The sequence below is a fragment of the Tenacibaculum soleae genome (genome assembly GCF_030549005.1).
GTDB classification, from domain to species: domain Bacteria; phylum Bacteroidota; class Bacteroidia; order Flavobacteriales; family Flavobacteriaceae; genus Polaribacter; species Polaribacter soleae.
In genome coordinates this window covers 91,730-104,430 of sequence record NZ_JAUOSW010000010.1, presented here as the reverse complement: position 1 = coordinate 104,430, position 12,701 = coordinate 91,730, and the positions used below count along the sequence as shown (strand labels likewise).

Here is a 12,701-nt window from a genome sequence, read left to right as displayed (position 1 = left end):
ATCCTGATCCATCTAAGGTTAATGTAGTTGTTCCACATGTTAACTCTGCAGTTGCTCCTGCTTCTGCTGTTGGTGCTGTATTATCTAATGTCGTTGTTACTGATGCTGTATCTGTACATCCATTAGCCGCTGTTACTGTTACCGTAAACGTTCCTGCGGTACTTACTAATAATGTTGAAGCTGTTCCAACTACTGTTGATCCATCTGACCAAGAGTAACTTGTTCCACCACTTGCTGTTAACGTAGTACTTGGTGTTGCACAAGTTAATGCCAATCCATGATCATTAGTAATGCTTGCAGTTGGTGTTTTATTTACTGTTACTAATACATCAGACTCTTCAACACAACCTCCTGCTGACGTAATAGTGTATGTAATTGTTACAGTACCACTACTTATACCTGTTACAACACCTGATGCATCAACAGTAGCACGAGCGATATCTGAAGAGCTCCATACACCTCCTGCATCTCCATCAGAACTTAAATTTAATGTTTTTGTAGTACAAACAGAAGTTCCTCCAGATATTGTACCCGCATTAGGTGCAGGATTAACTACCGTACTAGCACCTACTCCTTGACCTTGATCATCATTTGCTCCATCAGCTGTTCCTGATGTGTTTACTAAATCAGGTACCCCATTTGAGTTAACACCTCCGTTTACTGCTATATCTATTCTTCCTTGATGGATTCCTGAAGCTAGCAAGTGTGATAACTCAACATCTTCATCTCCCTCAATAGCATCATAACACCCATCACCATCAGAATCTACATCTAGATAATCTGGAGTATTATCGTTATCTGTATCACATTTTACTTTTGCAAAAAATGAATACGCAATAAAATCAGCACCTAAATCTTCACTTACTATTTTTATACTTGAAACTAAAGTTGTTCCTCGTCCTTTTATTGTTATATCCTGATTATCAGCTGTTCCATTTAATGATATTACACCACTAGTATCGTTATAGCTTAAATCACCTCTAGTTTTAAGAAATAACCCATCAGCAGAACCTCCATTTATTGTAATAGTGTATTTTGCTGTAGCTGGTAATGAAAAACTTGTAGGATCAACATCGTTTATCCATAGTGCAATTTCACTTACTGGCACTGCAGGAGAAAATGTTAATTCGAAATCAACATCGCCAGTATTAGCTATACGCTGCCCAGCTCCATTTTGATTAATGCTATAATTTATTTGCCCATCATTAAAAAAACCTGCATTCGTTTGAGAAACACTTCCTGGTAAGGTCGCTGTTACAGTTGATGTTGTTCCTGCCCAAGCTCCTGAATTATTTTGTGACAAATACCCTACACAACTTTCATCAATATCTAAAATACCATCATTATCATCATCTAAATCACAGGTATCGTCTAACCCGTCTCCGTCAGTATCTACTCCTGAAGCAAAAGGACAGTTACATGATGCTACTGCTGGATTTTGAAAATCACCTGTAGCATTTGAAGCTGCCGCTGTATTAGGCACTCCATCTCCATCTACATCGTTTGATGGAAATTGGTAATTTGTTGTTTGATTTGTTGTTGTACCTGCTTCTATTGCATCAGAACAACCATCGCCATCAGAATCTAAATCTAATTGATTTGGAATACCGTCACCATCGATATCATTACTAATAGATGGCCCACTTCCACAAAAGTCTATTAACCCACCTATTATAGCTTCTGCTTCTTCACAATTTCCTGAATTTAAGTTATCTGGCCATATTGAACAAGTAGCTTGTGTTGCATTATCACCACAAAAGGCTGCAGTTCCTGGATTTAATTTATTAGAGCTACCTGTAGTTCCTGTAGTACTTAAAGCTATCCAATTGATACCTCCGCCTACTGTGTTTGATAATGTTATTGATGGCGCTCCACCTGTGTTGTTAGAAGTAGCTTGTGCTCTTGTAATTAAATATGCTGCTCCGTTTGAATTATCTCCTACTTTATGAAGTGCATCTGGCTCTCCAACAGAAAGCGTACCACAAACTTCAATTACAGCTGCTGAATCCATAAACACATCTACAGTTGTAGTGTTAGACCCAAAAGTACCTGCTTCATTTATCAATAAAGATCCTTTTGCTATAAAATAAGCACCTTTACCCATATGTACTTCTGATGTTGCTGAACCAGATGCTGCGTTTTGACCAATAGTCATTGAACCCGTTACAATAGCTCCTCCTGTATCTGAAACAAAAAGCTTACCGTTAGCATTTAAATTAACTGTTGTTAATTCTGCTCCTGGAAGTATATACAACTCCCCACCTGCGTTTATAGTTAAAGAACTTAAACCCATATCTAAATCACTAGATATCGTGTATTTTTCACCGCTATTAATTACTGTTATTGCAGCATTTAATTCGGTTGTACCTGATGAAGGCGCCATAGACTCTGGTGTTATACACCCTTTTTCGTCAGTATCTAAAACTCCATCATTATCATCGTCTAAATCATCTCTATCTGCAACTCCATCACCATCTGTATCTACTAATACTGTTACAGTAACAGTTGCAGTATCACAATTTGTAGATGGCTTACATACTGTATATACTAAATCGTATACACCAGCTGCGGTACCTGGTACAACATTTACCTCACCAGTAGCGGTATTTAAAGTTACTCCTGGGTTTGCTGTACTTATTTGGTTTAACTCTACATCTGCAACATCAGGGTTTAAAGTACCCCCTACGGTATCGTTAGTTAACACATTTGCTACGGCAACACCACCTGTAGTAGCAACCACTTCACCGGCATCATTATCAGCTTCTATTATAGGCACCCCCCCAACACTTGATATAAAAACGCCTGAATCTAAAGTCGTATCAACAACATCTGCAATGGCAATTTTCATATGGTATACAATACCTGGTGTTAAATTTATATTTGCTGAAAACTTTTTGGTTATTCCATTAAACTGCACATACACTGGGTAAGGCCCTATATTATCATTACAAAGCGCAGGGCTAGTATTAGGATCTCCATCATCGTCTAAATAATGCCCATTATTTATATACCAAGCTGCTTGCCCTACATCTGCTGGCGAACTACCTCCGGAACACCCTATAAAACCTGCATTTACATTGTTAATGGACACTGGGTTTGTGGTACCTGGCACAAAGGCTAAGTTAAGAGCTGGTTGCTCTCCACCATCGTACACACCATTACTATTGGTATCTCCATCAGGTATGGTAGCATCTGCACCCGAAGGATCAGACACAAAAAAACCAAAAACATCATTATATACAGAACCTACATAATCTGGATACTCTTCTGAACCAAATTGGTATTCTAATAAAACCCCTGTATAATTAGGTAAGGCTTCAAAATCGAACTCAAAAACTACTACATCATTATTTGCATTCGCATCTATATTTACTAAATCTAAATCATTATAAGCACTGAATCCAGGACCAAAAGTTCCACTATTAGCATTATTAGTTCCAAAAACATTATTAACATCTGACGTTGTAAAAGCAATACCTTGATCAACCTCTAAACCTGCCCCAGCTAAACCGTTAGAAAAGGTAGCTATTTGATTAGAAGCAGTTGTTGCTTGACTTGGATTATTACCGCTTCGTGTAATAACAGGGTTAGTTATTATAACCCCTGAAGACTGCAACTCAGCAGCTATTGCAGCTGCCGTTGGGTTTGCATTAAAAGTAGCTTGCGCGTTTACTAAAAACGAAGTAAACAACAATAAAATTAAACTTATTGTTACTTTATTACAAAACTGTATTTTTTTTGAATAGTAGTTATTTTCCATAAAATTCACTATAATTATTTACTATAATTACTCTTTGTTTTTATTTTGAAGCATAAAAAAACCCCAAAAAAACGCATTCAGTCTTTTTTTTAAAGACAAATGTATTGTTTCGGGGGTTATTTTTATTAAACGTTGCAAATATAATTAACTTTTAAGTATGACACATATATTATTAGACACTTTTTCATTTAATTAGTCACAATAATTTTAAATAATAATTACTTATACAATAATGAAGTTAAATAAATAATAACTATTAAAACTAACAACTATTCAACTAATATAAGCAATTAAAACAAAAACAACGACAATATGGTATTAAATAATTTTTAACTTCTTTAAAACCTCTTACTGTAAGTATTTATTGTTTTTTAATTTAAAAATACAATAATCCACATCATTTACCGTAGTTAACTTACTAAATGAAAACCTAATTGAAGTTTTATCAGCTTCTTGTTCACTTAAAAAAGCAACTAACACATGCGATCCTTTATTTGCTCCACTTTGACAAGCACTACCTCCGGAAACCGCAACCCCCTGTAAATCTAAATTAAAAAGCATCATTTTATCTTTTATATTAAAACGTACATTTAGTATCGTGTAACTACTTTTATCCAAATTACAAGACATCCCATTAAACTGCACGTTTTTAAAATGCTCCTCTAATTGCGTTATAAAGTACGATTTTATTTTCAAAATATATAATTTATCTTCCTCTAAATTATCATAAGCAATTTTTAAAGCTTTTTCCATCCCTAAAATTGCATGTACATTTTCAGTACTAGAACGCATTCCTTTTTCCTGCTCTCCTCCATGTAAAATCGGTCGCATACTAATACCTTTTTTAATATAAGCAAATCCAACTCCTTTTGGCCCATGAAACTTATGTGCGCTTGCTACTATAAAATCAATAGGTGTTTTTTGTAAATCTATTTGATAATGCCCTATCGCCTGCACAGTATCTGAATGAAAATAAGCGTCGTATTTTTTACATACATCAGCTACCTTATTAACAGAAAGCAGGTTTCCTATTTCATTATTTACATACATTAAACTTACCAGCGTTTTTTGAGTTGACTCTTGTAAGTGTTTTTCTAAATCGCTTAAAACTACCGACCCGTTTTTATCAACCTCAACATATTCAACCAATATATTATACTGCTTTTGCAAATACTGTACAGTACGTAAAACCGCATGATGCTCAATTTTAGAGGTAATTATTTTTTTTACTCCTAAGTTTAATACTGCGTTATATAAAATTAAATTATCTGCTTCGGTACCACCTGCTGTAAAAACAATTTCAGCAGCAGATACATTAAAATGCTTAGCTATATTTTTTCGCGCCGTTTCAACCGCTGCTTTTGCTTTTCTACCAAATTGATGAATGGATGACGGGTTTCCAAAATTAACTTGCATTGATTGCTGCATAACCTCAATCACCTCTGGTAACATAGGTGTTGTTGCTGCATTATCTAAATATACAGTTTTCATAATTTAGTTCTTAATTAGTTTGCATTTTGATATACATAAACCTCTGTGGCTCCTTGGCCATACTTTTGATAGGAAGCATCGTAATATTTTACTGGATAATTATTTAATAAATATAGCAATTCTGTTTTTAAAACTCCTTCACCTACTCCGTGAATTAACACTAATTTTGAAATACGTTTAGCAATACAATACTCTAATTTATGCTTTGCTGTTTGCAATTGCAATGATAACACATCATAATTATCCATTCCTTTAGTCGATTTTAATAATTTTTCAGCATGTAAATCCACCTCCATCACCACTTCGTTTTTTGCTTTTACAAATAATGATTTTTTAGTTTTTTTAACTTCATTCATTTTTGATTTTAACAACGAACTACTAACGCGCACTTGCCTACTTAACTCGTTTTGCTCAACTTTAATTTTTACCAACTCATGTGCAAAAAAAGAAAACTCCATTCCATCTTCATCTTTAACAAAAAATAGATTATTTTCTATTTTAGTTATCAACCCTTTAATATCAGCATCTAAAACTGATACTTTATTACCTATTTCTAAACACATCCTTAACCTTTACTTAATTAATTAAAAGAGTTTTACAGCGTATTTTTGCAGTAATTCTTTCTTACAAAAGAACTGTAAAAAAATGATAAACACTAAAAATATTGACACAAAAGCATTTTTTGAAGATGCAAGAAAAGAAATAATTATTAGCATTGAGCGTAAAAAACTACTAACCGATATCGCGCAATCAATTGTTAATGAATACGAAGATAGAGAAAAGATAAATTTAAATTTTATTTGCACGCACAACTCTCGAAGAAGTCAATTTGCACAAGTTTGGAGTTTTTATGCTATTGAATACTTTAACTTGAGAAATATTTTTGCGTATTCTGGCGGAACCGAAACCACCGCTTTTCATAGAAACACCGTAAAAAGCTTACAAAAAACGGGTTTTAACTTTAATATTGTTGATTTTTCACACCAAAACCCGCGCTATCTAATTACTTTTAAAGGCTCAAAAAAATCTATTTTAGGGTTTTCTAAAATTTACGACCACCCAAACAACAGTTATCCATACATAGCCATTACAACTTGTGATAATGCTGATGAAAATTGCCCTTTTATTCCTGATGCAATAACTAGGTTTCATTTACCATACGTAGATTCGAAAAATTTTGACAACACTGACTTAGTTTCTGAAAATTATTTAAATACAAGTAAAATAATTGCTTGTGAGGTGTTTTTTATTTTTGAGTTTATAAAAAAAGAAATAGATAACCTAACATCAGAGCTATTTTAGACAACAGTTACACTAATTTTAAATCATCTTTTTTTTATTTTACCTAAACCAACCTAAACTCGTTTAAAACTAAATACTATAAAAAAATCAATTAACTATATTATGATAAAAACTACACTACTGTACTTTTATCATAAGGTATACTTTTTAACACATGATTTATAGCATTAACACGAGCAATTGTTTTTCTATTTGCTTGTATTACTTTCCAAGGTGATATTTCAGTGTTTGTTTTACTAAACATTGCTTTTTTATATTCGGTATAATCATCCCACAACTCTTGTGCTTTTTCATCAACTGGTGTGATTTTCCACTGTTTTAAAGGGTTATTTTTTATATCAAGAAATCGCTTAGCCTGTTCTCTTTTATTAATTGACATGTATATTTTCACCAATCGAATACCAGACTCTAAAATCATTCTTTCAAAATCATTTACTTGATTCATAAACACCTTATACTCTTCTTGGGTACAAAATCCGTTTACCGGCTCTACTACAGCTCTATTATACCAACTACGATCAAAAAAAACCATTTCACCTGCTTTTGGAAACTGCTCAACATATCGCTGAAAATACCATTGGGTTTTTTCATCTTCATTAGGTTTTGGCAATGCAACAATTCGCATATGACGCGGATTTATACGTTCGGTTATTCTTCGTATCGCTCCACCTTTTCCTGCAGCATCTCGTCCTTCAAAAATAATGATTATACGTTCATTTTTATTGATAGCCCACTTTTGCAAGCGTATTAATTCTACTTGTAATTTTTTCAGTTTTCGTTCGTAATCTACATACCGAATAGCTCGCTCTAAATTAAAAGGTTTTGATAAAATTGCTTTTAATCCTTTGGTAGAATTTAATTTATCTACGTCTTTTTGTGTTAACTTACCCATATTAATCTAAATGTTTTGTTGAACGATAGTAACGCATTACTATATTGGGATCTGGATTTGTTATTACTTTTTCTTCCTTTCCTTCCTGATAATCAAATTGAGACAACACATGACGTATACACTCTACTCTTGCTTTTTTCTTATCATTTGTTTTAACCACAATCCAAGGACTATAAGCAGTGTGTGTTTTACTAAACATTTCGCTTTTATAATAAGTGTATTCACTCCACAGCTCTTGCCCTCTTTTATCAACAGGACTAAACTTCCATCTTTTTAAAGGATCATCATTACGAGCATTAAACCTACGCTCTTGTTCTTCTTTTGATATTGACAACCAAAATTTAATAATCGTTACGCCATCTTCATACAACATATGCTCAAACTCCGGCACTTGCACCAAAAATTTTTTATACTCATCTTTTGTACAAAAACCCATTACAGGCTCAACAACTGCCCTATTATACCAACTGCGGTCAAAAAACACTATTTCACCAGGGTTTGGCAACTCCTTAATATATCTTTGAAAATACCATTGCCCTCGTTCAACTACGGTTGGTTTATTTAAAGCGACTAATCGCATAGATCGTGGATTTAAATGTTCCATAAAGCGACGGATATTACCTCCTTTACCAGCAGCATCTCTTCCTTCAAATATGACTGCCACCCTTTTATTGTTCTTAGCAATCCATTGTTGCAGTTTTACCAACTCGATTTGTAATTTTTTCAATTCTTCTTCATAGGCCATCTTTTCTTTGACCTTTTCTATCGATACTCCTTTTTCATTTATCAAATGCAATAATTCATCATTTGACGATACATTTTCAAAGTCGTTAATTGTAAGTTTTATTTTATTCCCCATTTAAAACAGCATGTTGAATTTTTATTTATTTAACTATAGCTTTGCTAAAATAAGACGATATTAGCAGCTATGAAACAAAAAATATTTTTTTTATTTATCTTTATTACTATAAATATTTTTTCACAACACAAATACGCTAAAGAATTTAGTTTCCTTAATGATAATGACTTATATATTTCAACCAGTCAAGACCGATACTACACCAATGGAATGTTTTTATCTTACAGGTATTTAAGTAATAAGACATCAAAAAAAATTGAAAAAAAAATAATTGAATTACAACTTGGTCATCACATGTACACACCTTTTAAAGCAACTGTTAACCAACATATGGATCATGATCGCCCTTTTGCTGGCTATTTATTTGGCCGTTACGGAGTACATAATTTTTACAAAAACAACAGTATATTAAAAACATCTTTAGAAATTGGTATAATAGGCACTTCTGCAATGAGTAAAGAATTGCAAGACTTTATTCATGATATTTATGGCTACAAAAAAGCAATCGGATGGAAATATCAAATAGCCAATGCTTTTGGCGTAAATTTAAATATTGATTATATAAAAAATTTAGGTGGCGATAATTATTTCGACATCAACTGGGTTAATAACCTAAAAACTGGAACAGTTTATACTGATTTTTCATCAGGATTATACGGACGAGTAGGCTTAAAACCTTTGCAAAAAATAATTAATTCCATCGCATTTAACGGTAATCTAAACAACAACAACACAAACTACAATAACAAAAGCGAAGCATTTATATATATAAAACCAATGGTACATTATGTTGTTTATGACGCAACTATTGAAGGCAGTTTTTTAAATACCAACAGCCCTATTACCTACAATATCGAACCATTTAAATTTACAACCGAAATAGGAATACGCTTTACCGCAAATCGATTTAACTTTGGATATATAGTAAACTACCACACTAAAAAACTTAAAAGCCTACGTGTACCTAAAAAAAATTTTTATGGCACAATACTAGTAAACTACCAATTTAACTAACTATTTTTTCTTATTAAAAAAATAATTTTTAAAATCATCAAATTAAGATATATTTGTAACTCTAATAAATAGAAACTATACTAAATGAAATTTATCGTATCTAGCTCTCAGTTATTAAAACAACTACAAGTTTTAGGAGGGGTTATAAACAGCAATAACACATTACCTATTTTAGACAACTTTTTGTTCGAACTAGCTAACAATGAACTTCAAATATCATCTTCTGATCTTGAAACAACTATGACTTCTGTTATAGAGGTAGAAAGTACTGACACAGGATCAATAGCTATTAATGCTCGTTTATTATTAGATACTTTAAAAACTTTTCCTGAACAACCACTTACTTTTAAAGTAGAAAGTGATAGTACTATCGAAATTATTTCTGAGCAAGGTAAATATGATATGGCATATTTTAGTGGAGAAGAGTTTCCGAAAGCTGTTGAATTACCATCACCAAGTAGTACTGAAATTCCGTCGCACATTTTAGCTACCGCTATTTCAAAAACAATTTTTGCTGCTGGTAATGATGATTTAAGACCAGTAATGAGTGGTGTATTTTTTCAATTCAACTCAAAAGAATTAACTTTTGTAGCTACTGATGCACATAAATTAGTAAAATATACACGTACTGATGTTACTGCCGATAAATCTGCCGAATTTATAATGCCTAAAAAGCCTTTAAATTTATTAAAAGGAATTTTAGGAGGCTCAGAAAACAACGTTACTATTGAATACAACGACACAAACGCCAAATTTACGTTTGACAATGTTGTTTTAGTATGTCGTTTAATTGACGGAAAATACCCGAATTACGAAGCAGTAATTCCTAAAGAAAATCCAAATAAATTAACCGTAGACAGAGCATCTTTTTTAAACTCTGTACGCCGTGTTTCTATTTTTTCTAGTAAAACAACACATCAAATACGTTTAAAAATGGCAGGAACAGAATTAAATATTTCTGCTGAAGATTTAGACTACTCAAACAAAGCCGACGAGCGATTACATTGTGATTATCAAGGTGATGATATGCAAATAGGCTTTAACTCACGTTTTTTAAGCGAAATGTTAAACAACTTAAGTGCCAATGATGTATTAATAGAAATGTCATTACCAAACAGGGCTGGAATTTTAACTCCAATTGATGGAACTGACGAAGGAGAACAAGTTACTATGTTAGTTATGCCAGTAATGTTAAACGGATAAAATATTTAAAACAAAACAATAAAAGCCACATACTTAAAAAAATGTGGCTTTTTACTTTACTATTTTAGAATAACATTAAATAATTATCTGAATATTTCTTAAATTTAATATTGTAATGTTATTGACACCGTATTAGGATTAGAGCTATACCAGTGTGCCCAATGCTTAGATTCTCCCTCTAAAGGTGTATAAATTTCTGGAGCCCATGGAAAACCAACAGCCCAACTATAAACGGCTTGTGCTTGACTACAATTACAATATTTGTGTCCAGATTTAGCTACATTAATTGATGATGGGTAACCAGGATAACCAGGCGTTACTTTTGATCTAAAAGCCATATTATACTCTAACCTATTATCTGTTTTTACTGTTTTCCACCAAGACCACCATAAAAACTTCTTTTTTTCTTGAACCAATGTATTTGCCCCAATAGCACTATAAAAACCCCAAAAACCATTAAATTGTCTAGCTCTCATTCTATGATTACTATCAAAATACTTATGTGCTGTGACTCCTCTTGCCATTGCTTTTTCTTTTACATTAACATCAATAAAAGTATTAGTATGTGCATAAACATTTAACTCTTTAGAGTAATCAATTCTTTTTCCTTTTTCAAGTTTAATTACCCCTGAATTATACTTTTCTAAAAACTCATTTATTGTATTACTAAAACCTTTCGTATACGTATACACAAAATCACCATCAATTCTAAAAATTTTTCCTTCGATGGCTATTTCTCCATTTTGATTTAATAAAAACAATAACATATTATCATCAGAACCAACTTTAGCTACCTCTTTTATATTTATCCCTAGGCTTTTTGCCTCACTTGATTCTAAATTATAAATCAATAACAAAGGATTATATCTACCAGAACTACTCATTTCTTTTGCTTCTTCTAATAGGTCAGAATCTGACTCTAGCCGATCATTAATAAAACTCTTAAGCTCTTTAACCGTTTCAAATTGCAGCATTTTAGATGCAATGTTTTTAGATGCAATGCTTCTTTGCGCCTCATTTTCAATAATCCCCTGTTCTTGTTCACTTTGACATGCCATAGTAATAATACCCAGCATCAATACTAAAAAATACTTTTTCATAATAACTTGTTTTAACTTTTACCTACTCTTACGCTTTTCGGTTTACGCGATATCATTTAATTAACTCTATATTTATTTAAGTATAGAAATTCTTTTAACTAGTATCACAAAGAATTAAAGCAAAATTAAAGCACAAGTATGATTATAACATGGTTTGAAAAACGCTTATTATGAGGGTTTAACAACCTAAAAATTAACATTCCTTACTAAATAGGAAACTTCATTAATTAAATTATGAGTTTTGTTAACATCTTTCGCTTTTAATAATCATAAATAATTGTAAATTTACCTCTTTCAAACTTTTATAAATCACTATGGGTAAAATAATAGCAATTGCAAATCAAAAAGGTGGCGTAGGTAAAACTACTAGCTCTGTAAACTTAGCTGCATCATTAGGCGTATTAGAAAAAAAAGTCTTATTAATTGATGCTGACCCACAAGCAAATGCTACTTCTGGTTTAGGTTTAGATGTTGAATCAATAGAATCTGGAACTTATCAAGTTTTAGAACATACTGTAAGCGCTAAAGACACTATTTTAAAAACCGATTCTCCTAATGTAGATTTAATTCCGGCACATATTGATCTTGTTGCTATTGAAATAGAATTGGTAGATAAACAGGAAAGAGAATATATGCTTAAAAAAGCATTAAAAGATATAAAAGACGATTACGATTATATTTTAATTGATTGTGCCCCGTCTTTAGGTTTAATTACATTAAACTCTTTAGTAGCTTCAGATTCTGTGATTATACCTATTCAGTGTGAATATTTTGCCTTAGAAGGATTAGGAAAACTTTTAAATACGATTAAAAGTGTTCAAAAAATTCATAATCCAGACTTAGACATTGAAGGTTTATTATTAACCATGTTTGATTCTCGTTTACGTCTTTCAAATCAAGTTGTAGAAGAAGTGAAAAAACACTTTAGCTCAATGGTATTTGACACCATAGTTCATCGAAATATTCGTTTAAGTGAAGCACCTAGTTATGGTGAAAGTATAATTTCATACGATGCAACCAGTAAAGGTGCCGTAAATTACTTAAATTTGGCAAACGAAATTTTAACAAAAAACGCATAAT

10 protein-coding genes are annotated in these 12,701 nt (G+C 32.2%); 4 read left to right on the top strand and 6 right to left on the bottom strand.

Annotation, left to right across the window (positions count from 1 at the left end):
- The 3 genes from Q4586_RS13010 to Q4586_RS13000 form a co-directional block, all read right to left on the bottom strand.
- Window positions 1-3,760: choice-of-anchor L domain-containing protein (locus tag Q4586_RS13010; RefSeq protein WP_303529658.1), on the bottom strand; the 3,760-nt coding region annotated here is incomplete at its 3' end.
- 348 nt (window positions 3,761-4,108) lie between these two features.
- Complete coding sequence (locus Q4586_RS13005) at window positions 4,109-5,251, bottom strand: cysteine desulfurase family protein (RefSeq protein WP_303529656.1); 1,143 nt, start codon at window positions 5,249-5,251, stop codon at window positions 4,109-4,111.
- A gap of 14 nt (window positions 5,252-5,265) precedes the next feature.
- Entirely contained in the window at window positions 5,266-5,814 is a 549-nt protein-coding gene (locus Q4586_RS13000; protein ID WP_271407224.1) for a DUF8465 domain-containing protein, read from the bottom strand.
- 82 nt (window positions 5,815-5,896) lie between these two features.
- Between Q4586_RS13000 and Q4586_RS12995 the strand changes: the two genes are divergently transcribed.
- Window positions 5,897-6,553 (top strand): low molecular weight phosphatase family protein, encoded by a 657-nt coding sequence (locus Q4586_RS12995; RefSeq protein ID WP_303529654.1) that lies wholly within the window; start codon window positions 5,897-5,899, stop codon window positions 6,551-6,553.
- A gap of 112 nt (window positions 6,554-6,665) precedes the next feature.
- Here Q4586_RS12995 and ppk2 (Q4586_RS12990) read toward each other — a convergent pair whose 3' ends face one another.
- Together ppk2 (Q4586_RS12990) and ppk2 (Q4586_RS12985) are read right to left on the bottom strand one after the other, a co-directional pair.
- Window positions 6,666-7,445 (bottom strand): polyphosphate kinase 2, encoded by a 780-nt coding sequence (gene ppk2 / locus Q4586_RS12990; RefSeq protein WP_068703836.1) that lies wholly within the window; start codon window positions 7,443-7,445, stop codon window positions 6,666-6,668.
- A gap of 1 nt (window position 7,446) precedes the next feature.
- The gene (gene ppk2 / locus Q4586_RS12985) at window positions 7,447-8,304 is read right to left on the bottom strand and encodes a polyphosphate kinase 2 (RefSeq protein ID WP_303529651.1); all 858 of its coding nucleotides are present in this window, start codon (window positions 8,302-8,304) and stop codon (window positions 7,447-7,449) included.
- A 69-nt stretch (window positions 8,305-8,373) separates the two neighbouring features.
- Between ppk2 (Q4586_RS12985) and Q4586_RS12980 the strand changes: the two genes are divergently transcribed.
- Window positions 8,374-9,318: a lipid A deacylase LpxR family protein gene (locus Q4586_RS12980; RefSeq protein ID WP_303529649.1), complete on the top strand. Its 945-nt coding sequence runs from the start codon at window positions 8,374-8,376 to the stop codon at window positions 9,316-9,318.
- A gap of 84 nt (window positions 9,319-9,402) precedes the next feature.
- Window positions 9,403-10,521 (top strand): DNA polymerase III subunit beta, encoded by a 1,119-nt coding sequence (gene dnaN, locus Q4586_RS12975; protein ID WP_271407229.1) that lies wholly within the window; start codon window positions 9,403-9,405, stop codon window positions 10,519-10,521.
- Window positions 10,522-10,625: 104 nt separating this feature from the next.
- Here the strand turns inward: dnaN and Q4586_RS12970 are convergent, their stop codons facing one another.
- Window positions 10,626-11,621, bottom strand: coding sequence for a hypothetical protein (locus Q4586_RS12970; protein ID WP_303529645.1), 996 nt, complete (start codon window positions 11,619-11,621; stop codon window positions 10,626-10,628).
- Between the two features lie 314 nt (window positions 11,622-11,935).
- On the opposite strand from Q4586_RS12970, the gene Q4586_RS12965 reads away from it, so the two are divergent.
- Entirely contained in the window at window positions 11,936-12,700 is a 765-nt protein-coding gene (locus Q4586_RS12965; protein WP_068703826.1) for a ParA family protein, read from the top strand.
- Window position 12,701 lies beyond the last annotated feature (1 nt).

Bases quoted from the DNA above. Each gene is read 5' to 3' on its own strand.
- Q4586_RS13005 (WP_303529656.1), bottom strand. From the start codon at position 5,251: ATGAAAACTGTATATTTAGATAATGCAGCAACAACACCTATGTTACCA.
- Q4586_RS13000 (WP_271407224.1), bottom strand. From the start codon at position 5,814: ATGTGTTTAGAAATAGGTAATAAAGTATCAGTTTTAGATGCTGATATT.
- Q4586_RS12995 (WP_303529654.1), top strand. From the start codon at position 5,897: ATGATAAACACTAAAAATATTGACACAAAAGCATTTTTTGAAGATGCA.
- ppk2 (WP_068703836.1), bottom strand. From the start codon at position 7,445: ATGGGTAAGTTAACACAAAAAGACGTAGATAAATTAAATTCTACCAAA.
- ppk2 (WP_303529651.1), bottom strand. From the start codon at position 8,304: ATGGGGAATAAAATAAAACTTACAATTAACGACTTTGAAAATGTATCG.
- Q4586_RS12980 (WP_303529649.1), top strand. From the start codon at position 8,374: ATGAAACAAAAAATATTTTTTTTATTTATCTTTATTACTATAAATATT.
- dnaN (WP_271407229.1), top strand. From the start codon at position 9,403: ATGAAATTTATCGTATCTAGCTCTCAGTTATTAAAACAACTACAAGTT.
- Q4586_RS12970 (WP_303529645.1), bottom strand. From the start codon at position 11,621: ATGAAAAAGTATTTTTTAGTATTGATGCTGGGTATTATTACTATGGCA.
- Q4586_RS12965 (WP_068703826.1), top strand. From the start codon at position 11,936: ATGGGTAAAATAATAGCAATTGCAAATCAAAAAGGTGGCGTAGGTAAA.